The following is a 25851-nucleotide window of genomic DNA, read 5'->3' as shown; positions in this document are numbered from 1 at the left end:
GCCTTGCCGGCCGTGGGTTCCTCCGCAGTACCGTCCGCACCACGACCACAGGACCCGGTCGGGGCCACCCTGGCGGCGGTCGCCGCGCTCATCGGGGCCCGGTTGGCCCCCGGGGACGAACCGGCCTCGGATCTGCGGCTGACCGGTGTCACCCTGCGCGCCCAGGACGTCCGGCCGGGTGACCTGTTCGCGGCCCTGCCGGGCAGCCGGGCGCACGGTGCCCAGTACGCAGGTCAGGCCATCGAACTCGGCGCCCGGGCGGTGCTGACCGACGACGCCGGGGCCGCCCTGCTGGCCGGAACGACGACCACCCAGTTGATCGTCGACCACCCCCGCGCGCACCTGGGTGTGGTCGCCCGGCTGATCTACGGCGATCCCAGCAGCCACCTGGCCGTGGTCGGCGTCACCGGCACGTCCGGCAAGACCACCACCTGTTTCATGCTGGAGGCCGCGCTGGCCGCCGACGGATCGCGCAGCGGCGTCATCGGCACGGTGCAGACCCGCATCGACGGCGTGGTCACGCCGAGCGCCCTGACCACCCCCGAGGCGCCCGACCTGCAGGCGCTGCTGGCCGTGATGGTCGAGCGGGGGGTCGGCGCGGTGGCGATGGAGGTCTCCTCGCACGCCCTGGCGTTGGGCCGGGTCGGTGGCACCCGGTTCGCGGTGGGCGCGTTCACCAACCTGTCCCAGGACCACCTGGACTTCCACCACGACATGGAGGACTACTTCCGGGCCAAGTCGATGTTGTTCGACGGGCGCGCGGCGCGACACGTGATCTGCGTGGACACCGAGTGGGGGGCCCGGCTGGCTGCCGATCACCCGGACACGCTGACGGTGAGCAGCCGGGCGGGCGCCGCCGACTGGTCGGTGACGTCGGTGGACGTCGCCGCGAACGGGATCCAGGCGGTCCTGCTGGCCGGGCCCGGAGACCGGACCGTGCGGGTGGACCTGGCCATTCCGGGTGCGTTCAACGTCAGCAACGCGGCGGTCGCCATCGCCTGCGTCGACGCCTTGGGCCGGGACGTGCAACAGGCCGCCGACGCGATCGGCGGCGTCACCGTGCCCGGCCGGATGGAGCGGGTGGACGCGGGCCAGGACTTCCTGGCCGTCGTGGACTACGCGCACAAGCCCGGGGCGCTGGCCGCGGTGCTCGACGCGATCCGGGACGGGCTGACCGGCCGGCTGATCGTGGCCGTCGGCGCCGGGGGCGATCGGGACACCGGCAAACGTCCGCTCATGGGCGCCGAATGTGCCGCACGGGCCGACGTGCTCATCGTCACCGACGACAATCCCCGGTCCGAGGTGCCGGCGGATATCCGGACGCAGGTGCTGGCCGGGGCCCGCCCGGCCGCCGCCGGCCGCGACGTCCGGATCGAGGAGATCGGGGACCGGCGGGCCGCGATCCGGCGGGCGGTGCAGCTCGCCGGCACCGGGGACGCGGTGGTGATCGCCGGCAAGGGCCACGAACTGGGTCAGGACATCGGCGGCGTGGTACACCCCTTCTCCGACCGAACGGAGCTGGCGCAGGCGCTACGGTCCGCGATGGCCGAGCGCCGCGAGCCACCGGCCGTTCCAACGGTGTCCGACCGGCCGACTAGCCTGCTCGAAGTGACCGACCCCGATCCGAAGGACGACGCCGCCTCATGATCGCGATGACCCTGGCCCAGGTCGCCGCCGTGATCGGGGTCGATCTGCCGGCGGGCCTGGACCCGGCCGCGCAGTCGGTCCCCGTCCGGTCGGTGGAGTTCGACACCCGCCGGGTCCGGCCGGGCGCGTTGTTCGTCGCCCTGCGCGGCGATCGGGTGGACGGGCACGACTTCGTGGCGCAGGCCGCCGCGGCCGGCGCGGTGGCGGTGCTGGGTTCGCGACCCGCTCCGATCTCCACCGAGCTACCGATGCTGGTGGTGCCCGACCGGCCGGACAACGCCGGCGTGCTGGACGCGCTGGCCCGGCTGGCCCGCGCGTCGGTGACCGCGCTGACCGCCGACCACGGGCTCCAGGTCATCGGGGTCACCGGGTCGTCCGGCAAGACCTCGACCAAGGACCTGATCGCAGCGGTGCTGCGCACCGCCGTCACCGACCCGGACCAGGTGGTCGCCCCGCCGGAGTCGTTCAACAACGAGCTGGGCCATCCCTACACCGCGCTGCGCGCCGACGAGTCCACCCGGTTCCTGGTGCTGGAGCTGTCCGCCCGCGGGGTCGGGCACATCGCCGCGCTGGCCCGGGTCGCACCGCCGCGGATCGGGGCCGTCCTGAACGTCGGGTCCGCCCACCTGGGCGAATTCGGTTCGGTCGAGAAGATCGCGCAGGCCAAGTCCGAGCTGGTGCAGGCGCTGCCGGCGGCGGCGGCCGGGTCCGGGACCGAACCGGGGGCCGGCGGGGTGGCCATCCTCAACGCCGACGACCCGCTGGTCGCCGACATGGCGCAGGTCACCGCGGCGCAGGTGGTGCTCGTCGGGCAGGCGCCCGGCGCGACGATCCGGGCCGATGGCATCGGCCAGGACCCGGCGGACCGGGCCCGGTTCACCCTGGTCACCCCGGAGGGATCGGCCCCGGTGGCGCTGCGGGTGGTCGGCGCCCACCAGGTCGGCAACGCGCTGACCGCGGCGGCCGTCGGCCGGGCGGTCGGCATGTCGACCGAGGACGTGGCCGCCGCCCTCAGCCGGGCCGAACCCGCGTCGAAGTGGCGGATGGACGTCACCGATCTGGCCAACGGTGCGACCCTGATCAACGACGCCTACAACGCCAACCCGCACTCGATGAAGGCGGCGCTGCACTCGCTGGCGACCATCGGCCGGGGTCGCCGGACCTGGGCGGTGCTGGGGGAGATGGCCGAGCTGGGTGACGACGCAACCGCCGCCCACGACCGGATCGGCCGCCTGGTGGTGCGGCTGGGCATCGATCGGCTGCTGGTGGTGGAGGGCCCGGGCGCGGCGACCGGGGCCGCCGTCGGTGGCCGCACCGCGCCCCGCGCGCTGCACCTGGGCGCGCACCTGGAGGGCTCGTGGAGCGGGGAGTCGGAGCTGGTGCCGGACACGGACGCCGCGGTCGAGGTCCTGCTCGCCGAACTCGCCCCCGGTGACGTCGTCCTGGTGAAGGCGTCCCGGTCGGCCGGCCTGGAGCGGGTTGCGTTGCGGCTGATCGACAGCGTGGGGATCGACACTGCGGGGATCGACACTGCGGGGATCGACGGGGTCGAGGTGATGGGGCAGTGAAGGCGATCCTGGTCGCCGCGCTGGTCGCCCTGGCCGTCTCCATCCTGTTCACGCCGTACCTGATCAAGGTGTTCTCCCGCCAGGGCTTCGGCCAGGAGATCCGCGAGGACGGTCCGCAACACCACAAGAAGAAGCGCGGCACCCCGACGATGGGCGGCACCGCGATCCTCATCGCCATGTGGTGCGGCTACCTGGGCGCCAAGCTGGTCGACTGGATCACCGGCGGCGGCGATGGGTTCACCGCGTCCGGCCTGCTGCTGCTCTACCTGACCACCGGCATGGGCCTGGTCGGCTTCCTCGACGACTTCATCAAGCTCCGCAAGCAGCGCAACCTGGGCCTGAACAAGCGGATGAAGTTCCTGGGGCAGACGTTCGTCGCCGTCAGCTTCGGCATCGGCGCCCTGTTCTTCCCGGGGGTCGGTGGCCTCACCCCGGCGTCGACGTCGGTGTCCTACGTGCGCGACCTGACCTTCTTCTCCATCGGGGCGATCGGCTTCGTTTTCCTGTGCTGGCTGCTGGTCTCGGCCTGGTCGAACGCGGTCAACTTCACCGACGGGCTGGACGGGCTGGCCGCCGGGTCGTCGGTGATGGTGCTCGGCACCTACGTCGCCATCGGCTTCTTCCAGTTCCGCAACGCCTGCTGGATGCCGTTGTCGAGCGCCGCCCAGGCCGGCTGCTACGAGGTCCGGGATCCGCTGGATCTGGCCGTCATCGCGGCCGCGGCGCTGGCCGGCTGCATCGGGTTCCTGTGGTGGAACGCGCACCCGGCCCGGATCATGATGGGCGACACCGGTTCCCTGGCCCTGGGTGGGCTCATCGCCGGCCTGTCCATCCTGACCAGGACCGAGCTGCTCCTCGTCGTGATCGCCGGCCTGTTCGTGGTCGAGATGCTCTCCGTCGTCATCCAGATCGCGGTCTTCCGGACCCGGCACGTCCGGGTGTTCAAGATGGCCCCGTTCCATCATCACTTCGAGCTGTCGGGCTGGACCGAGACCACGGTGATGATCCGGTTCTGGCTGCTCGCGGCAATGTCGGCCGCGTTGGGTCTCGGCCTGTTCTACGCCGAGTGGCTGTCCCTGACCGGCGGATGAGCACCCTGGCCCTGCCCGGTCCCGGTGAGCTGGTCGTCGCGGCCGGCGCCGGGGTGACCGGCCTGCCGGTGGTGCGGTGGCTGGCCGGTCGCGGCGCCCGCGTTGTCGTCACCGCGAACCGCGCCGCCCCGCCCGAGCTGGCCGCGATCGCCGGTGACGTGTCGTTCGGCGGCGACCTGGCCGAGCCGCCGCCGGGCACGACCCTGGTGGTCACCTCGGCGGGTATCCCGCCGAGCAATCCGTTGCTGGTCGCCGCCGCGGCCGCCGGCATCGAGGTGATCGGCGAGGTGGAGTTGGCCTGGCGCATCGACAATGCCGGCCCTTCTATCGGCCCGACTGCCACCCCGACTGCCGCCCCGACCGCCGCGCCGACGGCGGCCCGACAATGGCTGGTGGTCACCGGCACCAACGGCAAGACGACCGCCACGGGCATGCTCGAGTCGATCCTGCGGGCCGACGGTCGGCAGGTCACCGCCTGCGGCAACATCGGCTGGCCGGTGCTGGCGGCCGTCCTGGCCGGCGGCCCGGACGCGCTGGACGACGCCCCCCGGCAGGACGTGATCGCCGTCGAGCTGTCCAGCTTCCAGCTGCACTGGGCGCCGAGCCTGCGGCCGGCGGCCGGGGTGGTGCTGAACCTGGCCGAGGACCATCTTGACTGGCACGGGTCGATGGAGGCGTACGGCGCCGACAAGGCGCGGGCGCTGTCCGGGGACGTCGCGTTGGCCGTGGTCGACGACCCCGGGGCGGCGTACCTGCTGGCCGGGGCATCCGCCGCCCGGACGGTGCCGATCGAGTCGGCCGCGCCGGCCGCCGGTGCTCTGGGGGTCGTGGACGGCGTGTTGACCGACGCCGCGTTCGGGGACGGCGCCCGACCGCTGGCCCGGGTCGAGGCGGTCCGGCCGCCCGGCGCGCACAACGTCACCAACGCGCTGGCGGCCGCCGGGCTCGCCTTGGCGGTCGGCGTCGAGCCGGCCGCCGTCGCCGCCGGGCTGGCCTCGTTCACCCCCGGCGGGCACCGCAACGTGCCGGTCGCGGAGCGGGGCGGCGTCCGGTACGTCGACGACTCCAAGGCGACCAACCCGCACGCCGCGCTGGCCTCGCTGCAGGCCTACCCCCGGGTGGTGTGGGTGGCCGGCGGGCAGCTCAAGGGGGCCGCCGTCGACGATCTGGTGTGCGCCGTCCGGGACCGGCTGGTCGGTGCCGTCCTGCTCGGCGTGGACGCGCCGATCATCCACGCCGCCCTTTCCCGACACGCCCCCGATGTGCCGGTTCTGCCGGTGCCCGGGAAGGACGATGGAGTGATGCGCTCAGTGGTCAGCGCGGCCGCCCGGATGGCCGCTGAAGGTGATGTGGTCCTGCTCGCGCCGGCCGCCGCGTCGCTGGACATGTTCTGTTCGTACGCGGCTCGCGGCGACGCCTTCGCGGCCGCCGCCCGCGCGCTGCCCGACGATCATCCGGAGCCGGCGTGACAGTGACGTCCGCGCCGAAGACCCGGTCCGCAGGTGGCTCCGGGAAGCAGTCCGAGAAGTCGCCGAACGGGGTGTCCGCGCACCTCCGGTCGTGGGTCGGTTCGGCCCGCAGGGCGACCGTCGACTGGCTGGACCGGCCGATGACCTCCCTGCATCTCATCCTGGCGATCTTCGCGTTGATGCTGGGCATCGGGCTGCTGATGGTGCTCTCGTCGTCCGCGGTGACCTCGTACCGGAACCTGGGTTCGTCGTTCTCGGTGTTCACCAATCAGGCCATCTACGCCGCGGTGGGCCTGCTCGGGTTCTTCGGTGCGCAGTACGTCCCGGTGAAGTTCCTCAAGACTTTCTCGCTGCTGGCCGTGATCGTCTCGATCGCCCTGCTCGTCGCGGTGCTCGTGCCCGGGGTCGGCGCGCTGGTCAACGGTGCTCGCAGCTGGATCCGGATCGGCGGCTTCCAGTTCCAGCCCAGCGAGATCGCCAAGCTCGCGCTGTTGCTGTGGATGTCCCAGGTGCTGGCCGCGCGCCGGTCCACGCTCGGCTCCCCGAAGGCCCTGCTGATCCCGGTGCTGCCGGTGTTCGCGCTGATGGCGGCGCTGATCATGATGCAGCCCGACCTGGGGACCACGGTGTCCCTGGCCATCGTGTTCTTCGCGGTGCTGTTCTTCGCCGGCGCCCCCTGGTGGATGTTCGCCTCGCTCGCCGGGGCCGGGGTGGCCGGCGTCTTCTACCTGGCCGTGTCGGCGAACTACCGGTTGGCCCGGATGCTGTCCTTCATCAATCCGGAGTCGCATCCGGACACCTCCTACCAGTTGCTGCAGAGCCTCTACGGGATGGGCAACGGCGGCTGGTTCGGGGTGGGCCTGGGCCAGTCCCGGGCCAAGTGGAACTACCTGCCCAACGCCGATTCCGACTTCATCTTCGCGATCATCGGCGAGGAGCTCGGCTTCATCGGCACCGCTCTGGTCATCGCGCTGTTCGCGCTGCTGGCCTACACCGGGCTGCGGATCGCCCGGCGCAACTCGGACCCGTTCGTCAAGATCGTCGCGTCGGCCGCCACCGTGTGGTTGGTCGGTCAGGCCTGCATCAACATCGGCTACGTGGTGGGTCTGCTGCCGGTGACCGGGATCCCGTTGCCGATGATCTCGGCCGGCGGGACGTCCCTGCTGATCACCATGGCCGTGTTCGGCCTGCTGGCCAACTTCGCGCGCCGGGAGCGCGAGGCGGAGATCGCACTGGCGGCGGCCGGCGGCAGCCGGGTCGCCCGCTTCCTGGGTCTCACACCGGCCGGACCGGAGGGCCGCAAGGTGCTGCGCCGGCGCAAGCCCGCGGTCCGGAAGGCGCGGCCCGCCCCGGCCCCGGCCCCGCGGCGGGAGAAGGCGGCGCCACCGCAGGCCGGCCAGTCGGCCCGGCGATCGACGGCGGCGACGGGCCCGCGCCCGGCCTCGAACCCGCGCCCGGCCTCGAATGCGCGCCCGGCCTCGAATGCGCGCCCGGCCTCGAATGCGCGCCCGGCCTCGAATGCGCGCCCGGCCTCGAACCCGCGACCGGCCACGGGCTCGCGACCGGCCACGGGCTCTCGACCGGCGACGGGCTCTCCACCGGCGACGGCCGGGCGACCGTCATCGGAGCCGCCCCGGCGGAACCCGCCCCGCCCGCCGGGGCAATCGGGCCGCCGGTCCGCCGGTTCAGCCGATCCCCGGGATCGCCGGCGTGGGAATTAGCGTCCTGCTGGCCGGCGGCGGTACTGCCGGCCATGTCGAGCCGGCGCTCGCGGTCGCCGACGCCCTCGTCGCCGCCGACCCGTCCGTCACCATCACCGCGCTGGGCACCGAGCGCGGGTTGGAGTCCACCCTGGTACCCGCCCGCGGCTACGAGCTCCGGCTGATCCCGGCGGTCCCGCTGCCGCGCAAGCCGTCGATGGACCTGGTCACGTTGCCGGCCCGGATGCGGCGCGCGGTCCGGGCCACCCGGGCGGTGATGGCCGAGCGTGCCGTCGACGTCGTCGTGGGATTCGGCGGCTACGTCGCGCTGCCCGCCTATCTGGCCGCGCGCACGCGGGTACCGGTGGTCATCCACGAGGCCAATGCCACCGCCGGGCTGGCCAACAAGATCGGCGCCCGGTGGGCCGTCTCCGTGGCGGCCGCGGTCGACGGCTCCGGGTTGTCCGGCGCCACGGTCGTCGGCAACCCGGTGCGCCGGGCCCTGTCCGAGCTGGACCGGCCGGCGCTGCGGGCGCAGGCCCGCCAGTTCTTCGACCTCGACCCGGACGCGCCCACGCTGCTGGTGTTCGGCGGGTCGCAGGGTGCGCTACGGATCAACGGCGCGGTCGGTGCGGCGGCCGCGGACCTCGTCCGCGCCGGGGTCGGCGTGCTGCACGCGCACGGCCGGAAGAACACGGTGACCCTGCCGGAGCTGCCGGCCGGACCGGCCTACGTCACGGTGCCCTACCTGGACCGGATGGATCTCGCCTACTCGGCCGCTGACCTGGTGCTGGCCCGCTCCGGCGCGATGACCGTCGCCGAGATCGCCGCGGTCGGGCTGCCTGCCGTGTACGTGCCGCTCCCGCACGGCAACGGCGAGCAACGGCTCAACGCCGCCGCCCAGGTGGCGGCGGGGTCGGCGGTCATCATCGAGGACGGCGCGCTGGATGCGGCGGCCGTCGTCGACCGGGTGCTCCCGCTGGTCGTCGACGGCGCTCGGCGGGACGCCATGACGGCGGCCGCGGCCGGCCTGGCCACCCAGCGGGCCGACGAACGGGTCGCCCGGATGGTGTTCGATGCCGCCGGAGGCCGGAGATGAACGGCGCACCGGTGACCGAACACGGGGTCTCGCTCGAGCGTGCCCATCTGGTTGGGGTGGGTGGCGCCGGAATGAGCGGCATTGCCCGCATCCTGGCCGACCGGGGGTTCGCGGTGTCCGGGTCGGACGCCCGCGACTCACCGGTGCTGGCCGGCCTGGCCGACCGCGGCGTGCGGACCGCCGTCGGACACGCCGCGGACAACCTGGCGCTGCTGCCCGGGGGGCCGACGGCGGTCGTGGTGTCCACCGCGGTCCGCCCGGACAATCCCGAGGTCGTGGCCGCCCGGGCCGCCGGCATCCCGGTCGTGCGGCGGGCCGACGCGCTGGCCGCGCTGATGGCCGGTCGGCGGTCGGTGTGCGTGGCCGGCACCCACGGCAAGACGTCGACCACGTCGATGCTGACCGTGGCCCTGCAGCACGCCGGGCTGGACCCGTCGTTCGCGATCGGCGGCGAGCTGACCGGTTCCGGGCTCGGCGCCCACCACGGCACCGGTGACGTGTTCGTCGCCGAGGCCGACGAGTCCGACGGGTCGTTTCTGTCGTTCAGCCCGCACGGCGCGGTGGTCACCAACCTCGAGCCCGACCACCTCGACCACCACGGCACCGCCGAGGCCTACACCGCGGTGTTCGACCAGTTCGTCGACCGCATCGAACCCGGCGGGTTCCTCGTTGTCTGCGCGGACGACCCCGGGACGGCCGCGTTGGCCGACCGGGTCCAGCTGCGGCGGATCGTCCGTTACGGCCGCTCGGCCACCGCGTCGGTTCGGCTCAGTGGGCACCTGGTGGTGCTGGCCGACGGTCGGCAGGTGTCGTTGCGGCTGACCGTGCCCGGCGAGCACATGCTGCTCAACGCGGTAGCCGCCCTCGCTGCGGGGGTCGAGCTCGGCGTGGACCCGGAGTTGCTGGCCGCGGGCCTGGCCGGCTACACCGGGGTGCGCCGCCGCTTCGAGTTGAAGGGCCTGGCCGCCGGCGTCACGGTGTACGACGACTATGCCCACCACCCCACCGAGGTGGCCGCCCAGCTGGCCGCGGCCCGCGCCGTCGTCGGCGCGGGCCGGCTGGTGGTGGTGTTCCAGCCGCACCTCTACTCGCGGACCGCGACGTTCGCCGCCGAGTTCGGTGACGCCCTGGCCGCGGCGGACCTGGCGGTGGTGCTCGACGTCTACGGAGCGCGGGAAGACCCGCAGCCGGGGGTAACGGGGGAGCTGGTCGCCGCCGCCATCGGCGACCGGACGGCCGTGCTTTACCAGCCGGACCGACGGTCGGCGGCCGCCTACGTGGCCGGCGTGCTCCGGGCGGGGGATCTGGTGATCACCATGGGGGCCGGCGACGTCACCGCCATCGGCCCCGAGCTGCTGACCCGTTTGCAGGATTCGGAAGGGGGACGGCCGACGTGAGCACGACGACCGATGCCGAGGCGACCGCGCAGGTCCGGGGGCGACGGTCCCGACGCGGTGCGGCGTCCGAGCCCAAGACCTTCCCGGGCCGGCGGCGCCGCCGCTGGCCGTGGATCGTCGCGTTCGTCACGGTGCTCGCCCTGGTCGCCGCCGCGGTCTACGCGGTGTTCTTCAGCCCGTTGTTGGCGGTGAAGTCGGTGACGATCACCGGATCCGACGAAGCGCTGAACGCGCAGGTGCGGTCGGTCGTCCCGGACTCGGTCGGGATCCCGCTGGCCCGGGTGAACCTTGATGCGGTGGCTGCCTCCGCGCAGACCGTGCCCGAGGTCGCGGACGTGGTGGTGGCCCGCGAATGGCCGGACACCCTCAGGATCACCGTGACCCCACGCGTGCCCACCGCGGTGACCTCGGCCAACGGCCAGCTCTGGCTCCTCGACGCGGACGGCGATCCGTACCTGACCGTCGCGTCGGTCCCCGCCGGTCTGGTCACCGTGCAGCTGGCGGCCCCGGGCCGCACCGACCCGGCGACCAAGGCGGCGCTGGCGGTGGTCGAGTCGCTCACCCCCGACTTCAAGCCGCAGGTGGCGGTGCTGTCCGCGCGGACGGAGTTCGACATCGAACTGACGCTGATCGACCGCAAGAAAGTGATATGGGGCGAGCCCACCCAGTCGGCGCAGAAGATGCAGATGCTGCCGGCCCTGCTCGCCGCCCGGGACGGCACGGAGTACGACATCTCCGACCCGACCCTGGTGACCGTGCGCTGACGGACGGCCTCACCACCGGCCCACGCACCCATGCCGAGTGTGCACAAACGTCCGCACTCCCCGGGAATGGGGACGTTCTCTGCACGCTCGATCGCCCCACCGGGGCCGAGGGATCGGGTTCAGGCGGCCAGGAACAGGGCCAGCACCGCGGTGTCGGCGTCGTCGTAGGGGTTGATGCCGGCCCGGCTGACCATGCTGGTGATGTTGCCGCGGTGGTCGGCCTCGACCCAGGCGGCGCGGTGGTCCAGTCCGAGGTGCGGGATCCCCGGTAGCAGCACGCACCCCGAGGCGACCTCGTCCTGCTCGGGCAGTGACGGCCGGATCTCGTTCGGCGGGTGCAGCACGATCAGTCCGGGGGGCTGGTGCTGCGCGAACTGCCCTGGCAGCACGGCGTTCTCACCCACCACCGGGCCCTCGGCGATGACCAGGCCGACGGTTCCCGGGGCGGGCTCGTCCGGTAGTTCCTCGCGGACCCGGAAGACGGTGCTGGTGTGCAGCATGCCGGGAACGCTGGCCACCCGGACCGCGAGCAGCAGGAATCGCGCCCATTCGACCGTGTTCGCCGGCCACCGGCCCGAGACCAGGAACCCGCTCAGCAAACCCTCGGCATGAAAGGGCGCCACCTCCACCGACACGCCCTCGCGCTCGCTCGTCATGTCGTCGCCTCCCGCTCACCGGATGGCCCATCGTGAATGACACGCCTGTTAGCACACAAGACCCCCTGAGTGCTAAGGGCTTTCGAGATGACGCGCAGGTCACGGGGTTGTGACAACAGAGCCACGACGGGTGCGGTTTGATACGCCGGCCGTGGCGACCGGGTGAACTCGATCAAGCGCTGGTGCCCGGGATCACATGATGCCGTCCCGGGCCCCGTAGTGGGCCGTGATCGTGCGGGCCGGACCGTTCACCGTCATCCGTCCGCCGTAGGGCAGCACCCATTGCGGGTCGGTATGACCGAGGTCGACGTCGAACACGACCATCGCGTCCGGGTGGTAGTCGGCGAGGGCCCGGAGGATCGCGGCTCGCTGCCGCTCCCGGTAGGTGCGTCGTTCGTCCGGTGATTCCCGGCCGAACGACCCGGCCTTGGCCAGGCCGACGACGAGCGCCGCGAACTGTTGCATCAGGCCGCGTTCGCCCATGTTCCGGAGCATCCGGAAGACCTCGTCCGCGGACGGCCGCTCCTCGGACGTCTCGAGCAACAGGATGCAGTTCCGGTACGCCTCGTTGGGCAGCATCCACCGCTGGGCCGCCAGCTGCCAGTGCACGATCTCCAGGTTGCCGCCCCAGGTGTGACCGGTGACGACGCGGTCCGGCCGGTGCCAGGTCCACCCCGGATGGGGCTGCATGGGCGGCTCGCCGGCGAGGGCGGCCGGGTCGGACCAGTCGGCCTCGTCCTCGCCGAACTCGTCCGGCGCGGTGAGCACGAGATCGCCCCCGTCGATCAGGGCGGCCCGCAGTGAGCGCAGGGAGACCGGGTGCGGCCGCCCCGCGCGCCCGAGGTGCACCATCGTCGACCCGCCGTGGTAGCCGACCACGCCGATCCGCCACAGCCAGTTGAGCAGGTTGGTGTTGTCGCTGTACCCGGCGAACGGTTTGGGATTGGCCCGGACGAGGTCCGGATCCAGGTGCGGAAGGACGGTGATCTGGTCGTCGCCGCCGATGGTGGCCAGCAGCGCGCCGATCGTCGGGTCGGCGAAGGCGGCCATCAGGTCGACGGCGCGCTCCCGGGGGGTGGCGTGGGCGGCCCGGGTGGTCGGGTACTCGATCGGGACCAGGCCCAGTTCGGTGGCCAGACGGTGCAGGCCGCGCTCGTGCACGTGGGGGAAGGTCGCGGGCGCCCCGGCGGACGGTGAGACGACGGCCACCCGGTCGCCGGGGCGCAGTTTGGGCCCGAGGACGAACGGACGGACGCCGGCCGTTCCGGGAACTGTCGCCATCGGCCCACTCCGCGGTCGGGTCTGGTGTCGGGATGCTGGTCCGAGGATGCACCTCGAGCCGGATGCCCGCACCGGAAATTCCCGGTGAGCCGGCGGGACCCGCGCTGCGGGTCCCGCCGACCGCGGACGACGATCGCTATCGCGGGCCGCGAACACCCGCCCGACGGGTGTACAGGCCGGCGACCAGGGCCACCGCGATGACGGCCACGATCAGCTGGACGACGAGTTCGAGCCAGTCGATCCCGCTGGTCTCGGTCGGGATGCCGAGCGCTCGCGCGATGAACGTGCCGACGAGTGCCGCGACGATGCCGACCACGATGGTCAGCCAGATCGGCAGGTTCTGCTTGCCGGGCAGCAGGAGCCGGCCGAGGGCGCCGATGATGGCGCCGATGACGATGGCCGAGATGATGCCGGTGACGGTCATGGTGTGTCCTCCGAGTAGGCGGGCGAGCGGGCGGGGATGGGTGCCCCGCCTCACGGGTGCAGGTTCACCGCCGAGGACCGGGCCAAACCGGAATCCTGGCCGCCCCCGGGCCATCGCTGTCGGACCGATGATCCAGACTGGCCCGGTGACCTACCCCGTTGACTTCCCCGTGCCCACCGACTCCGGCGGCCCCGGCGCCGGCTCGCCCATCGGCGGGTTCGGCGGCAACCCGCAGGCCGACCGGGACGCGCACCGGGCCGCGGTCGCCGAGCTGGCCAAGGCGCCGGTGCTGCTGGTGCACGGCAACGGGGGAGCGGCCGACGTCCGGCCCTGGGATCTGCTGGACCAGCGCCGGTTCCTCCGGGCCGCCGGCTACGGTGACGAGATCATCTGGGCGCCGAGCTATCTCGGATCAGGCTCGGTCGATCTGCAGACCCCGCACACCAACAACATCGACGACCTGCGCAGCTACCTGGACGCGGTCTGCACGTATCTGGACGTCGAGGTGGTCGACGTGATCGCGCATTCCCTGGGCTGCACGCTGACCTATGCGCTGGCCCGCGGGCTCAAGCGGCAGACGTCGCCGATCGTCTGGGACCGGCCCAAGAAGTGGCGACGGCTCGGCACGTTCGTCTCGCTGGCCGGCGCGTTCCACGGGTTGGGCACCGGGTCGCTCGGGGAGTGGGTCACCGGCGGCGCCTTCATGACCGGGCTGCTCGCCGAGACCGAGGGTGGTGGTGGCGAAACCCCCTTCGGCGCCGGGGATCCACCCACCGACGGTGAGCCGCCGCACACCATCACCTACTTCTGCGCCACCGCCGCCGGCGACTTCGTCGATGCGCAGAACCCCGGCACCGGCCGGCTCGACGGCGCGGTCAACCGTTCTTACAACCTCGGCTCGGGCACCCAGGGCCATCAGGCGATCAAGGAGAGCCAGGCCGTCTTCGACGACTTCCGGCCGCTGCTGAACTCGGTCCCGCCGGCTCCGCCGGTCGAGCTGACGCTGCAGCCCGGCGCCGGTGCGCAACCCCCCGGTGTCGACGTCACGGTGACGGTGGACCCGGACCGCGACGTCACCGTCACGGCCGAACGGGTGGTCACCGTGTTCACCAACGGCTTCCTGGACCGCACGGTGCAGCAGACGCTCACCGCGAACGTCCGCACGGGCGGCGGGCTGACCCTGACCGACCCCGGCGTCTGGGAGGTGTCGGCCAGCGCCGACGGCGCCACCCCGCAGCGGGCCACCTACTGGGTCGGCGTGCGCCCGGTCGAGGTCGACATCGTCACCGACAACGCCGAGCCGTTCGAGAACAGCCTGCTGGTCACCGCCACCTCGACCAGCCAGGTCGCGACGATCTACCACTCACTCGACGGGCAGCGCTGGACGCCCGGAGCGTCGGTCACCATCAACTCGGACGCCGTGGTCTCGTTCGTCGCCATCGACCCGAACGGGGTGGCGTCGACCGTCGCCGCCCGCCAGTTCACCAAGGCGATCCCGTGGGACGACCAGGTCACCGGCACCGTCATCGACCACTTCGTGGCCGGCCGGATCGACGTCGACGAGTTCCTGGCCTATGCCGATCAGTTCGGCTTCTTCGCGCCGTTCACGTTGTACCTGGTCGGTGGCGACTGGGTGCTGGATCCGAGTCGCCCCGCCGCCCCGGCCCCGGCCAGGGCAGCCGGTGCGCCGGTGGCCGCCCACCCGGGCAGCCTCACCATCGTCGTGCCCGCCGACGCCCAGGTCCGGTACACGCTCGACGGCAGCGTGCCCACCGACACCTCGGCCGGGTTCACCGGTCCGACGCAACTGGTGGTGCCGTCTGGCTCCGGCCGTCGGGTGGTGGTGTACCGGGTGACGGACCCGGACATGGGTGTGCGGTTCGGGGCGGTCCCACTCGCCGACAACTGATGTGATGTGTGGCCGCGGACCACTGCCGATCGCGGGAGGTGTGTGGACTTCCCATAGCTGATCCCCGGGGGGCGGGCCTACGCTCACCCGTATGACACAGCCGTCCACGAATCAACCCAACCGGCCACTGTCCGGGCGCACCGCCCTGATCACCGGCGCCGCCAGCGGGATCGGTCGCGCCATCACCGAGCGGTTCGCCGAGGACGGCGCCGAGGTGATCGCGGTCGATCGCGACGCCGACCGGCTGGGCAAGGCCTGCGCGGACACCGGAGCGACGCCGCTGGTGATCGATCTGTCCGACATCGCGGGATTGCCGGACGCGATCGCCGCGGTCGCCCCGCGGGTCGACATCCTGGTCAACGACGCCGGCATCCAGCACGTCGAGCGCATCGAGGACTTCCCGATCGAGACGTTCGAGACGATCCTGAAGATCATGCTGACCGCGCCGTTCGTGCTGACCCGGGCGGTGCTCCCGGGCATGTACGAGCGCGGCTGGGGCCGGATCGTCAACGTCTCGTCCGCGCACGGCCGGCGGGCCAGCCCGTTCAAGTCCGCCTACGTGACGGCCAAGCACGGCCTGGAAGGGCTGAGCAAGGTGATCGCCCTGGAGGGCGCAGGCAAGGGCGTGACGAGCAACTGCATCAATCCCGGCTACGTGCGCACCCCGCTGGTGGAGAAGCAGATCGCCGAGCAGGCGGCGGTGCACGGCCTGCCCGAGGACGAGGTGCTGGCCAAGGTCATCCTGACCTCGTCGCCGGTCAAGCGGCTCATCGAACCGGCCGAGGTCGCCGCGGCGGCGGCGTTCCTGTGCTCGTCGACCAGCGACTCGATGACCGGCTCGCAGATCGTCATCGACGGCGGTTGGGGCGCCCGCTGAATCCGCCCCGCCCGGTCGCGACGGCGGTCGACACCACCGAGGTGGACTCACCGGGCCGGCATCTCGGCGTGGCCGACGGGATCGCCCACCTGCTCGATCTGCTGGCCCGGGACGCGTCGGCGGTCGAGTTCGAACGCCCGGTCGTCGACGCCCGCACCGCGGGGCGGCCCGGCGCCGAGATCGACACGCTCGAGCGGGCCAAGCAGGTCGCCCTCGGCGTGCGCGAGCAGCTCCAGGCGCACCGGCGTCGTGAGGCCCAACTGGCGGCCCTGTTCCAGACCGCGTCCGATCTGGCCGCGCTGAACAGCGTCGATGAGGTGCTGGTGGCGATCGTGCGGCGGGCCCGGACGCTGCTCGGCCGCGACATTGCGTACCTGTGCCTCAACGACGACGAACGCGGCGACACCTACATGCGGGTCACCGACGGCTCGGTGTCCGCGGAGTTCCAGGCGGTGCGCCTGCCGCTGGGCGGTGGGCTGGGCGGTCTGGTCGCCCAGCAGGGCGTGCCGATCGCGTCGGCCGACTACTTCACCGACCACCGGTTCAACCACCTGGGCACCATCGACTCCGCGGTGCATTCGGAGGGCCTGGTCTCGATCCTGGGCGTGCCGCTCAAGCTCGGCGCCCAGGTGATCGGAGTGCTCTTCGCCGCCGACCGGCACCGACGCGCGTTCTCCCGGGACGAGGTGGCGCTGCTCTCGTCGCTGGCCGCGCACGCCGCGGTGGCCCTGGACAATGCCCGGCTGCTGGCCGAGACCCGTTCCGCACTCATCAGCCTCGAACAGGCGAACGCCTCGCTGCGGGAGCAGAGCCAGGACATCGAACTGGCGGTGATCGCCCACGACCGGCTCGCCGAGCTGGTGCTGCGCGGCGGCGGGGTGGCCGAGGTGGCTGCCGAGCTGGCCGACGTACTGGGCGGCGCGGTCGAGCTCCAGGGACCATCCGAGATGTCGGATCCGCTGGGCGCCCACCAATCCAGCGTCCCGGTGGCCACCGGTTCGGAGCTGCTCGGCCGGCTCGTGCTGACCCGGGAGGACCAGGCCCGACCGGCGGATCTGCGGGTGCTGGAGCGGGGCGCGGTGGTCACCGCGTTGCTGCTGCTGTTCAACCGGCACCTGGCCGAGATGGCCAACCGGGGTCGGCGTGACCTGCTCGAGGACATGCTCACCGGTTCGGTCACCGAGACCGACGAGATCAGGGCGCGGGCCGCGGATCTCGATGCCGATCTGACCGGTGACCTGGTGGTGCTGGCCTGTGCGGTACCGCGGCACCGGGTCGATTCGGAGCAGGCCGCCGCGTTCTACGCCGGCCGCCGGCGGGGCCTGTCCGCGCGGGTCGACGGGCATGTCGTGCTGCTGGTGCCCGGAACGGATCCGGGGGCCGCCGCCCGCGAGGCGGTCACGGCGCTGACCCGGGTGCTCGGCGGGCCGGTCACCGCCGCCGGTGAGCAGGTGGCGACGGGTCCGTCGCGCGGGGCCGAGCTGGGCCGCGCGCACCGGTCCGCCCGGCAGGCGCTGACCGCCATGCTGGCCCTCGGCCGGGAGGGTGAGGGCGCCACTACCGCCGATCTCGGATTCATCGGGGTGCTGCTGTCCGCCGGTGATTCCGGCCGGCGGTTCGTCCGGGACCTGCTCGGTCCGGTGGTCGACTACGACGCGGCCCGCGGCTCCGACCTGGCCGCCACCCTGGACGCGTGGTTTGCCGCCGGCGGCCACCTCGGCCGCACCGCCGCGGCGCTGCACGTGCACCCGAACACGGTGGGCCAGCGGCTGTCCCGGGTCGCGACCCTGCTCGGCGACGACTGGTCGGCACCCGACCGGGCGTTGCAGATCCAGCTGGCGCTGCAGTTGCGCAAGCTCCTACCGGCCTGATCGCCCGCCGGCCGCGCGTGTGCCGGCGCCGCCCCCGTTTTCGCCACCCCCGTTGTCGCCGACTCGCCAGAAATGCATGTTCCGCGGGGTCGGGAACCTGCATGTCTGGCGAGTCGGCGGGTGTGTGGGTCAGTCGGCCGAGTCCGCGCCGGCCGACCGGGCCCGTCGCCCGGCGACCCGGCGCCGGACCCGCCCGCCGATCGCGGTGAGCCCGCCGGGGGCGAAGTAGACCACCAGCACGAACAGCAGGCCGAGCACGAACACCGGCTGGCTCAACGGGATCCGCAGGAACGACGGCAGCTCCGCGATGGTGGACGACGTGGACAGCTCCTGCAGCCGGTTGTCCAGCAGCACGTAGACCACCCCGCCGATCACCGCGCCCCACCGGCTGCCGGCGCCGCCGAGCACGACCATGATCAGCAGCGACAGGGTCAGCTCGGTGGACAGCAGGTGCGGGTTGGCCCCACCGATGATGATCAGCTGGATGAACCCGCCCAGGGTGCCCAGGAAACCGGCGACGACGACGGCGGTCAGCTTCGTTCGGTAGGCGGACATGCCGAGCACCTCGACCCGGTCCTCGTTCTCGCGCACCGCGGCCCACGCGTGGCCGGTGCGCGCGGTGGTCAACCACGCCACCACGAGCACGCAGACGACCAGGAACGCCAACGCCAGCCAGTACCGGTAGGGCGCGTTGACCACGCCGGACAGGATCGCCGGCAGCGCCGACCGGTTCAGCGGCAGGCCCTCCTCGCCGCCGGTCAGCCCGCCCGGGTTGCGGGCCGCGGTGATCGCGACCGCCTGGGCGAACGCCAGCGTCACCATCGCGAACGCGATTCCCTTGACCCGCAGGGCGATCGCCCCGATCACCAGCGGCAGCACCACCGCGAACGCCAGCACCACCGCGATGGCCACCGGTAACGACGTGCCCCACTTGCCCAGTGCGATCGCGGCCGAGTAGGCACCGGCCCCGACGAACAGTGCATGCCCGAAGGACAGCAGCCCGGTCCGGCCGAACAGCACGTCGTAGGACAGCGCGATCCCGGCGGTCACCAGGCACAGGGCCAGCAATTGCATCGACCCGGGGGAGTTGACCACCCCGGGCAGCACGCCCGGGATCGAGAACCGCATCCACGGCAGGAAGATCAGCACGGCCAGCACGGCCAGCGGGACCGCCACCGGCAACCAGCGGGCCGCCCCCGCCCGGCGGCTCGGTGGTGCGCCCGTCGACCTGGCCGCCCGATCGGTCAGTTGCTGTGCGAGGTCCGTCATGCCGTCCTGCCCGTCAACCCGGCCGGTCGGACCAGCAGCACCGCCGCGAGCAGCAGCACCACCGACACGTCACCGATCCCGGAACCCACGTAATAGTTGGCCATCTGCTGCACCAGCCCGACCAGCAGCGCGGCGATCGCGGTGCCGCCGATGGAGCCGAACCCGCCGATCACCACGACGATGAACGCGAAGATCAGCAGCGCGGTGCCCTGCCCCGGCGACACCGACCCCAGGTACACCGAGCCGAGCACGCCGCCGAGGGCGGCCGCGGCCCCGCCGAGCGCGAACACCAGGGTGAACGTGCGCCGCACGTCGATGCCCAGAGCCTGCACCATGGTGCGGTTCTCGACCCCGGCCCGGATCACCAGGCCGATCCGGGTGTACCGCAGCAAGGCGATCAGCCCGGCCAGCAGCAGCCCGGCGGCCGCGATGAGCAGGAACCGGTCGTTGGGGATCGCGGCGCCGCCGATGTCGGTGGTTGCCCGCGTCCAGTCCGGCCGCGGGAACGGCTGCGGGTCGGCGCCCCAGATGCCGGTGAACAGGGCAACCGCCATCAGCCCGAGACCGACAGTGACCAGCACCTGTTCGATGTGCCGCCGGTACAGCGGGCGGATCAGGCAGAACTCCACCGCCGCCCCGATGATCGCGCCGAATACCATGCCGATGACGATGGACAGCGGGAACGCCCAACCGCCCAGCCCGGACAGTCGCCCCATGGCCACCCACGCCGCGTACGCACCGGCGGTGAGGAACGCGCCGTGCGCGAAGTTCAGCACGTGCATCAGCCCGTAGATCAGCGAGAGTCCGGACGCGACCAGGAAGTACAACGCGCCCAGCCCGACGCCGGTGACCAGGATCAGGATCAAGGTGCTCATCGCTGTGCCCCTCCCGGACCGGGGACCGCCGCCACGCCGAGCAGTGAGTCCAGCAACGTCTCGTCGGCCAACAGATCCGCGGCCGGCGAGGTGTGCACCACCCGGCCGGTGTCCAGCACCACCGCGTCCCGGGCGACCCGCCGCACCAGCGGCAGGTTCTGTTCCACCAGCAACACCGTGGTGTGCTCGGCCATCCGCACCAGCGCGTCGCCGACCTGCTCGACGAGCTTGGGCGCCAAGCCCTTCGTCGGCTCGTCGATGAGCAGCAGCCGGGCGGGATTGAGCATCACCCGGGCCAGCGCCACCATCTGCTGCTGGCCACCGGACAGCGTGCCCGCCCGCTGCTTGCGCCGCTCCAGCAGTTCGGGAAACAGCTCGTGCACGGTGTCGTAGTCGGGGTCGACGCCGGGCTGGTGGGCCAGTTCCAGGTTCTGCGCCACGGTCAGACCGGCGAACACGTCGCGATCCTCGGGCACGTAGCCGATGCCGGACCGGACGATCCGGTGGGTGGGCCGACCGATGATGTCCTGCCCCTCGAACTCGATCCGGCCGGCCGCGGGCACGATGCCCAGGATCGCCTTGAGCGTGGTCGACTTCCCGACGCCGTTACGGCCGAGCAGCGCGGTGACCCCGCCCGGCGCCACCGAGCAGTCGATGCCGTGCAGGATGTGCGACCCGGCGATCCGGACCGTCACCCCCGCCAGGCGCAGCACCGGCGTCGTCACCGGACCGCACGGCCGTGGTGCAGCACCGCGATCCGGTCGGCCAGGCCGAGCACCACGTGCATGTGGTGTTCCACCATGCAGATCGTCACCCCGTCCGCGTTCAGGTCGCCGATCAGCCGGGTCAGCGACGGCACGTCCTCCATCGCGACCCCGGCCATCGGTTCGTCCAGCAGCAGCAGGCTAGGCCGGCGGGCCATCGCCACCGCCAGCTCCAGCTTGCGTTTGTCCCCGTGCGACAGCGCCGCGGTCGGCCAGCTGCTGCGCGCGGCCATGCCGACCCGTTCGAGCAGCCGCATCGCCTCATCGACCACGGCCCGGGACCCGGCCCGACGAAACGGATTCAGCGCGCCGGGAGCCGCCGACTGCACCGCGAAGCAGACGTTCTGCACGGTCGACAACCCGTTGAACAGCGACGAGGTCTGGAACGTCCGGCCCATCCCGGCCCGGGCCCGGTGCCGGACCGACATCCGGGTGACATCCGCTCCGTCCAACAGGATCTGACCGGACGTCGGCCGGGCCACGCCGGAGATCATGTTCACCAGCGTCGACTTGCCCGCACCGTTGGGCCCGATGACGGCCAGCAGCTCACCATGGTCGACGGTCAGGTCGATGTCGGCGAGGATCACCGCGCCGCCGACGGTGAATCCCAGGTCGCGGACCCGGACGGCGGGATCGGACGTGCGGACCGGGCCGGCCCCACCGGTGGTGGGGCCGGCCGGTGCCGGAGGCGAGCTCACTGGAAGGGCTTGGCAGCCGGGGCGGTGTCGGCCGGCGCGAGTGCCTTGGTCAGCTCCGGGGTCGGGGTCCCGTTGACGTCCACCAGCTTGGTCTGGAACATCGGCTGCAGCATCGCGTGGTCCTCGGCGCGAATCGTCATCGCGCCCTTCGGTCCATCGAACTCCCAGCCCTCGAGGGCGGTGATCATGCCGTCCACGTCGTCCGGCGACTCCTGGGCCGCGTGCACCACCATCAGCGCCGCGTTGCAGCCGTCCGGCGAGAACAGGTCCTGCGTCTTGCCTTCCGCGGCCAGCCCGGCGACCATCGACTTCTCCACCTCGTTGTCAGTGGCGCCGTCGAAGTAGTGGGCGAGCAGGGAGAGCTTGTCCGCGACGGGCGCGAAAACCGCGTGAGTGGGCTTGATGTCCAGGCCGGTGACGACGGTCGTGCCGTCGAACGCACCCTGCTGGCTCATCGCCTCCCACATCTGGGTCGCGTTGGTCCCCGCCCAGGCCACGAACAGCAGGTTCGGGTCGGCGTCGGCGGCCTGCTTGGCGAACGGCACCAGATCGGTGGCGGTGGCCGGCACCAGCAGCGGGGTGACCGTGGCCCCCTCCGCGCCGAACACCGCGGATGCGGCCGCGACATTGGCCTGCCCGAAGGCACTGTCCTGCGCGAAGATCGTCACGGTCTTGCCCTGCAGGTCGCCGATGAACGACGCGGCCGTCTGGATGTCCTGGTAGGTCTGGCGTCCCGACCGGAAGGTGTACTTGTTGATCCCGGTGATCCCGTCCGTCGCGGCCGGCCCGGAGATGAACAGCACCTGGTTCTCCGCGGCCAGCGGCGCGACCTGCAGCGCCACGCCGGAGGAGGCGGAGCCGGCGATGATCTTGTAGCCCTGGCCGATGTAGTCGGTGGCCGCGGTGGTGGCCTTGGCCGGGTCGCCGGCGTCGTCGGCGGTGGACACCTCGATCGGCCGGCCGTTGACCGCGCCGGTGCTGTCGGTGGCGTTGGCCAGGCACACGTTGAACGCGTCCAGGTACATCTGCCCGTAGGACTGCAGCGGACCCGAGAGCGAAGTGACGAGGCCGACCTTGATCGGCTCGCCGGTGGCGGTCGCGCTGCCCGACGGCCCGGCCGAACCGCCGGCCGACCCACTGGCGGGGGTGGTCACGGTGCTCTCGGCGGTGGACGACGAGCCGGGGCTGCCGCACGCGGTCATCAATAGCCCGGCGGCCAGGGTGCCGGCAGCGAGACGGCCGGTGAATCGTCGGCGACTCATGGTAGGGGTCCTCCCCGTCGAGGGTCACGGTTTGTGGTGGCGGATGGTAATCGAGTCGCAACAATGTGTCGCGGACCCGTGTCGTGCCGGATGTGGGTGCCGCACCCGCCGGAGGGGCACCTGCCGGTCGGTCTGGCCAGCACGCTACGCGGCCTGGGCGTCGAATCTATGTCCGCGTCACACACATTTGCGCGTTCGATTGTGGCTGACTGACCTACAGAGGGGTCAGGTCCGGCGTGGGTTGGGCGGAGGAGGCGGGCCGGAAACCTGAGAATCCCCTGAGCGGCCGACGAAGGTGTGCGGTTACCGTGGCTTTAACCGCGCCGGTAGGGAACAGTAGGCGTACCCGAGTGGAGGTGAGGTCCCGAATTGACCGTCTTCGCGCGCACCGCGTCCCATCAGGGCCGTCCGGAGAAGGTGGACTCGTGTCTCGCGTACCTGCGGGATGTCGCCGTCCCGGCGATTCTGGGCATGCCGACCTGTGTGGGCATGTCCGTCCTGGCCAGTAGGCAATCGGGCCTGGCGATCATCAGCACGGCCTGGGAATCCAAACCCGACATGCACGCCAGCGTGGTCAAGATCCGGCCGATCCGGGAGAAGACGGCCGAAGCGATCGGCGGCGGCACGGCCGAGCTCGAGGAATGGGAGATCGCCGCGATGCACCGCCGGCACCACGCCGGACATGCGGTCTGTGCCCGGGTGGTCTGGCTCCGGGTCGAATCGGGGCTCTTCGACAACTTCGTGTCGGAGTTCAACGCGGCCACGCTGCCCGCACTGGATGCGACCCGTGGATTCTGCTCGACCAGCCTGATGATCAACCCGGCCTGGCGGCGGGCCGCGGTGTCCATCGCCTACGACAGCACCGACGCGATGGACCGGCGGATCAACGGATCCGAGGGCCGGCGGCTGCTGGAGCACAACGTCATCCAGGTCCGCGAGTTCGACGAAGTCATGCCCCACCTGCGCGTTCCCGACCTCGCCTCCTACTGAACGCCGGGGGTCCGGCGCTGTCGGACCCGTCCGTCACAATGTGGGCCGGACTGCCGGCGGTCGCTGTTGGCCGGACCGCCGGCAGTGGCTGTTGGCTGGACCGCCGCTGGTGGATGCGGCCGGACAGCCGGCAGTCGTGCGGAGGGGGTGACGGATGGCGCTGCACGTGCACCGGGCCGAACGCGCCGATGCCCTGGCGACGGCGTTGGGCGACCTGCTGGCGGTTCCGCCGGCCGATCCATTCGCGGTCGACGTGGTTGCGGTGCCGACCCGCGGGGTGGAACGGTGGCTCACCCAGCGGATGTCCCACCGGCTGGGCGCACGCGTCGGGCGGGCCGACGGGATCTGTGCGGCGGTCCGGTTTCCCAGCCCGACGGCGCTGATCGCCGAGTTGACCGGTCATCGCACGGACGACCCCTGGGCGCCGGACGCCGCGGTGTGGCCCTTGCTGTCGGTGATCGACGCCGCCGCCGACGAGCCGTGGTGTCGGCTGCTGGCCGGGCACCTCGGCTACCACCCCGCCGACCCGCATCGGCAGGGCCGCCGGTACGCGGTGGCCCGTCGTGTCACCGGCCTGTTCGCCGGTTACGCCGACTACCGCCCGGACATGCTCGCCGGCTGGACGGCCGGGCTCGACACCGACGGCTGGGGCAACCCGGTTCCCCCTGATCTGGTCTGGCAGCCGGAGCTGTGGCGGCGGCTGCGCGAGCGCATCGACGGGCCCGACCCGGTGCAGGCGCTCGCCGCGGTGGTGACCCGGTTGACCACGGAGCCCGGGACGGTCGACCTGCCCGATCGGCTCAGCCTGTTCGGTCCGACCGCCATGCCGACGGTGCAGGTCCGCCTGGTGTCGGCGCTGGCCGAACACCGGCAGGTCCACCTGTGGTTGCCGCACCCGTCGCCGGCGCTCTGGGACCGCGTCCGTGATCGGCTCGACGGCAGCGCCCGGCCGGTCCGCCGCAGCGCCGACCCGACCGCCGGCGCGGCCGGGCATCCGTTGCTCGCCTCGCTCGGCCGGGACGTGCGGGAGTTGCAGGTCATGCTGGCCGGTCGGGTCGCCACCGACACCCACCACCCGACGGAAGCAGGCCCCGCATCGGGGTCGGCGGCGGGGGCGGGGTCGCCACTGCCGGCCGAGCGCCCGACGGTGCTGCATCGGCTGCACCGGGAGCTCGCCGGCAATCGCCCGCCCGGGCCGCCGGGGCCGCTCGACCCGGCGGACGACAGCATCCGGGTGCACGCCTGTCACGGGCCGGGCCGTCAGGTGGACGTGCTGCGGGACGTGATCGTCGGCCTGCTGGCGGACGACCCGACACTGGAACCGGCCGACATCCTGGTGATGTGCCCGGACATCGAGGCGTTCGCCCCGCTGCTGCAGGGGGCGTTCGGGTTGGCCGATTCGGTGCCGGACGGGCACCCGGCCCACCGGCTGCGGGTCCGGCTCGCCGACCGGGCGCTGCGCCAGACGAATCCGCTGCTCGCCGCGTTGGAACGGCTGCTCGACCTGTCCGGTGGCCGGATGACCGCCTCCGACGTGCTCGATTTCGCCACCTTCGCGCCGGTCCGGCACCGGTTCGGCTTCGACGAGGACGAGCTGAGCACGCTCGCCGACTGGGTGGCCGACGCCGGTGCCCGGTGGGGATTGGATGCCGCGCACCGCGAGGACTATGGCCTGGCCGGCTTCGAGCAGAACACCTGGCGGGCGGCGTTGGATCGGGTCCTGCTCGGCGTATGCATGGCGCAGGAGCCCTGCAACCGGTTGGGGACCGCCCTGCCGCTGGACGAGATCGGCAGTTCCGACGTCGATCTGGCCGGCCGGTTGGCCGAGTTGATCGCCCGGCTCGGCGCCGCGGTGGACGCGCTGGCCGGCCGGCACACCGTCGCCCGGTGGTGCACGGTCGTGCTCGACGCCGTGCTGAGCCTGACCTCGGTTCCGCCCCGGATGTCCTGGCAGGTGGCCGAACTCCGCGCCGAGCTCGCCGCCGTCGAGCGGCACGCCACGGCCGCCGGTTCGACCGAGCTGCCGCTGGGCCTGGCCGACATCCGGGCGCTGCTGGCCGGTGCGCTGGCCGGCCGTCCCACCCGGGCCAATTTCCGGACGGGCACCCTCACCGTGTGCACCATGATGCCGATGCGGTCGGTGCCGCACCGGGTGGTCTGCCTGCTCGGGCTGGACGACGGGGTGTTCCCGCGGGCGGTCCGGGAAGACGGCGACGATCTGCGGATCGGCGAACCCGCCT

21 protein-coding genes are annotated in these 25851 nt (G+C 72.5%); 13 read left to right on the top strand and 8 right to left on the bottom strand.

The window, feature by feature from the left end; all coding sequences use genetic code 11:
• The first annotated feature begins 12 nt into the window (after positions 1 to 12).
• Genes ACILSK_RS07240 through ACILSK_RS07205 form a run of 8 tightly spaced genes read left to right on the top strand, consistent with a single transcriptional unit; the run spans position 13 to position 10735 of the window.
• Positions 13 to 1647, top strand: coding sequence for a UDP-N-acetylmuramoyl-L-alanyl-D-glutamate--2,6-diaminopimelate ligase (locus ACILSK_RS07240; RefSeq protein WP_395726474.1), 1635 nt, complete (start codon positions 13 to 15; stop codon positions 1645 to 1647).
• A complete protein-coding gene (gene murF, locus ACILSK_RS07235; protein ID WP_395726473.1) occupies positions 1644 to 3215 on the top strand; it encodes a UDP-N-acetylmuramoyl-tripeptide--D-alanyl-D-alanine ligase in 1572 nt (523 codons plus the stop codon). The genes ACILSK_RS07240 and murF overlap by 4 nt, the downstream gene beginning before the upstream one ends.
• On the top strand, positions 3212 to 4306 hold the full coding sequence (gene mraY / locus ACILSK_RS07230) for a phospho-N-acetylmuramoyl-pentapeptide-transferase (RefSeq protein ID WP_395726472.1): 1095 nt from the start codon (positions 3212 to 3214) through the stop codon (positions 4304 to 4306). Before murF ends, mraY begins: the two co-directional genes overlap by 4 nt.
• The gene (murD, locus tag ACILSK_RS07225) at positions 4303 to 5775 is read left to right on the top strand and encodes a UDP-N-acetylmuramoyl-L-alanine--D-glutamate ligase (protein WP_395726471.1); all 1473 of its coding nucleotides are present in this window, start codon (positions 4303 to 4305) and stop codon (positions 5773 to 5775) included. Before mraY ends, murD begins: the two co-directional genes overlap by 4 nt.
• Positions 5772 to 7496, top strand: a complete 1725-nt coding sequence (ftsW, locus tag ACILSK_RS07220; RefSeq protein ID WP_395726470.1) for a putative lipid II flippase FtsW — start codon at positions 5772 to 5774, stop codon at positions 7494 to 7496. The genes murD and ftsW overlap by 4 nt, the downstream gene beginning before the upstream one ends.
• Complete coding sequence (murG, locus tag ACILSK_RS07215) at positions 7477 to 8574, top strand: undecaprenyldiphospho-muramoylpentapeptide beta-N-acetylglucosaminyltransferase (protein ID WP_395726673.1); 1098 nt, start codon at positions 7477 to 7479, stop codon at positions 8572 to 8574. Before ftsW ends, murG begins: the two co-directional genes overlap by 20 nt.
• On the top strand, positions 8571 to 9971 hold the full coding sequence (gene murC, locus ACILSK_RS07210; RefSeq protein ID WP_395726469.1) for a UDP-N-acetylmuramate--L-alanine ligase: 1401 nt from the start codon (positions 8571 to 8573) through the stop codon (positions 9969 to 9971). Before murG ends, murC begins: the two co-directional genes overlap by 4 nt.
• On the top strand, positions 9968 to 10735 hold the full coding sequence (locus ACILSK_RS07205) for a cell division protein FtsQ/DivIB (RefSeq protein ID WP_395726468.1): 768 nt from the start codon (positions 9968 to 9970) through the stop codon (positions 10733 to 10735). The genes murC and ACILSK_RS07205 overlap by 4 nt, the downstream gene beginning before the upstream one ends.
• 119 nt (positions 10736 to 10854) lie before the next feature.
• Here ACILSK_RS07205 and ACILSK_RS07200 read toward each other — a convergent pair whose 3' ends face one another.
• The 3 genes from ACILSK_RS07200 to ACILSK_RS07190 all read right to left on the bottom strand — a co-directional run bounded on the left by ACILSK_RS07200 (position 10855) and on the right by ACILSK_RS07190 (position 13096).
• The gene (locus ACILSK_RS07200; RefSeq protein ID WP_395726467.1) at positions 10855 to 11391 is read right to left on the bottom strand and encodes a peptidase; all 537 of its coding nucleotides are present in this window, start codon (positions 11389 to 11391) and stop codon (positions 10855 to 10857) included.
• A 192-nt stretch (positions 11392 to 11583) separates the two neighbouring features.
• Positions 11584 to 12672 (bottom strand): S66 peptidase family protein, encoded by a 1089-nt coding sequence (locus ACILSK_RS07195; protein WP_395726466.1) that lies wholly within the window; start codon positions 12670 to 12672, stop codon positions 11584 to 11586.
• Between the two features lie 136 nt (positions 12673 to 12808).
• The gene (locus tag ACILSK_RS07190; protein WP_395726465.1) at positions 12809 to 13096 is read right to left on the bottom strand and encodes a GlsB/YeaQ/YmgE family stress response membrane protein; all 288 of its coding nucleotides are present in this window, start codon (positions 13094 to 13096) and stop codon (positions 12809 to 12811) included.
• 145 nt (positions 13097 to 13241) lie between these two features.
• Between ACILSK_RS07190 and ACILSK_RS07185 the strand changes: the two genes are divergently transcribed.
• The 3 genes from ACILSK_RS07185 to ACILSK_RS07175 all read left to right on the top strand — a co-directional run bounded on the left by ACILSK_RS07185 (position 13242) and on the right by ACILSK_RS07175 (position 17753).
• The gene (locus tag ACILSK_RS07185) at positions 13242 to 15005 is read left to right on the top strand and encodes a chitobiase/beta-hexosaminidase C-terminal domain-containing protein (RefSeq protein ID WP_395726464.1); all 1764 of its coding nucleotides are present in this window, start codon (positions 13242 to 13244) and stop codon (positions 15003 to 15005) included.
• Between the two features lie 91 nt (positions 15006 to 15096).
• The gene (locus ACILSK_RS07180; RefSeq protein ID WP_395726463.1) at positions 15097 to 15882 is read left to right on the top strand and encodes a 3-hydroxybutyrate dehydrogenase; all 786 of its coding nucleotides are present in this window, start codon (positions 15097 to 15099) and stop codon (positions 15880 to 15882) included.
• A 41-nt stretch (positions 15883 to 15923) separates the two neighbouring features.
• Positions 15924 to 17753, top strand: a complete 1830-nt coding sequence (locus ACILSK_RS07175; RefSeq protein ID WP_395726672.1) for a helix-turn-helix domain-containing protein — start codon at positions 15924 to 15926, stop codon at positions 17751 to 17753.
• 129 nt (positions 17754 to 17882) lie between these two features.
• Here the strand turns inward: ACILSK_RS07175 and ACILSK_RS07170 are convergent, their stop codons facing one another.
• Genes ACILSK_RS07170 through ACILSK_RS07150 form a run of 5 tightly spaced genes read right to left on the bottom strand, consistent with a single transcriptional unit; the run spans position 17883 to position 22621 of the window.
• Complete coding sequence (locus tag ACILSK_RS07170; protein WP_395726462.1) at positions 17883 to 19022, bottom strand: branched-chain amino acid ABC transporter permease; 1140 nt, start codon at positions 19020 to 19022, stop codon at positions 17883 to 17885.
• Complete coding sequence (locus ACILSK_RS07165) at positions 19019 to 19897, bottom strand: branched-chain amino acid ABC transporter permease (protein WP_395726461.1); 879 nt, start codon at positions 19895 to 19897, stop codon at positions 19019 to 19021. The genes ACILSK_RS07170 and ACILSK_RS07165 overlap by 4 nt, the downstream gene beginning before the upstream one ends.
• Positions 19894 to 20622, bottom strand: a complete 729-nt coding sequence (locus ACILSK_RS07160) for an ABC transporter ATP-binding protein (protein WP_395726460.1) — start codon at positions 20620 to 20622, stop codon at positions 19894 to 19896. The genes ACILSK_RS07165 and ACILSK_RS07160 overlap by 4 nt, the downstream gene beginning before the upstream one ends.
• Entirely contained in the window at positions 20619 to 21359 is a 741-nt protein-coding gene (locus ACILSK_RS07155) for an ABC transporter ATP-binding protein (protein ID WP_395726459.1), read from the bottom strand. The genes ACILSK_RS07160 and ACILSK_RS07155 overlap by 4 nt, the downstream gene beginning before the upstream one ends.
• Positions 21356 to 22621, bottom strand: coding sequence for a substrate-binding domain-containing protein (locus ACILSK_RS07150; RefSeq protein WP_395726458.1), 1266 nt, complete (start codon positions 22619 to 22621; stop codon positions 21356 to 21358). Before ACILSK_RS07150 ends, ACILSK_RS07155 begins: the two co-directional genes overlap by 4 nt.
• A gap of 369 nt (positions 22622 to 22990) precedes the next feature.
• On the opposite strand from ACILSK_RS07150, the gene ACILSK_RS07145 reads away from it, so the two are divergent.
• A complete protein-coding gene (locus ACILSK_RS07145; protein WP_395726457.1) occupies positions 22991 to 23611 on the top strand; it encodes a hypothetical protein in 621 nt (206 codons plus the stop codon).
• Positions 23612 to 23765: 154 nt separating this feature from the next.
• A partial coding sequence (recC, locus tag ACILSK_RS07140; RefSeq protein WP_395726456.1) for an exodeoxyribonuclease V subunit gamma occupies positions 23766 to 25851 on the top strand: 2086 nt, incomplete at its 3' end.

The organism is Nakamurella sp. (assembly GCF_044224575.1).
GTDB lineage: Bacteria > Actinomycetota > Actinomycetes > Mycobacteriales > Nakamurellaceae > Nakamurella.
The sequence above is the reverse complement of the archived record's forward strand: the minus strand, read 5'-3'. Positions and strand labels throughout refer to the sequence as shown.

Excerpts from the sequence above, each read along its gene's own strand:
- murF (WP_395726473.1), top strand. The coding sequence starts at position 1,644 with ATGATCGCGATGACCCTGGCCCAGGTCGCCGCCGTGATCGGGGTCGAT.
- murD (WP_395726471.1), top strand. The coding sequence starts at position 4,303 with ATGAGCACCCTGGCCCTGCCCGGTCCCGGTGAGCTGGTCGTCGCGGCC.
- murC (WP_395726469.1), top strand. The coding sequence starts at position 8,571 with ATGAACGGCGCACCGGTGACCGAACACGGGGTCTCGCTCGAGCGTGCC.
- ACILSK_RS07200 (WP_395726467.1), bottom strand. The coding sequence starts at position 11,391 with ATGACGAGCGAGCGCGAGGGCGTGTCGGTGGAGGTGGCGCCCTTTCAT.
- ACILSK_RS07195 (WP_395726466.1), bottom strand. The coding sequence starts at position 12,672 with ATGGCGACAGTTCCCGGAACGGCCGGCGTCCGTCCGTTCGTCCTCGGG.
- ACILSK_RS07190 (WP_395726465.1), bottom strand. The coding sequence starts at position 13,096 with ATGACCGTCACCGGCATCATCTCGGCCATCGTCATCGGCGCCATCATC.
- ACILSK_RS07180 (WP_395726463.1), top strand. The coding sequence starts at position 15,097 with ATGACACAGCCGTCCACGAATCAACCCAACCGGCCACTGTCCGGGCGC.
- ACILSK_RS07170 (WP_395726462.1), bottom strand. The coding sequence starts at position 19,022 with ATGACGGACCTCGCACAGCAACTGACCGATCGGGCGGCCAGGTCGACG.
- ACILSK_RS07165 (WP_395726461.1), bottom strand. The coding sequence starts at position 19,897 with ATGAGCACCTTGATCCTGATCCTGGTCACCGGCGTCGGGCTGGGCGCG.
- ACILSK_RS07150 (WP_395726458.1), bottom strand. The coding sequence starts at position 22,621 with ATGAGTCGCCGACGATTCACCGGCCGTCTCGCTGCCGGCACCCTGGCC.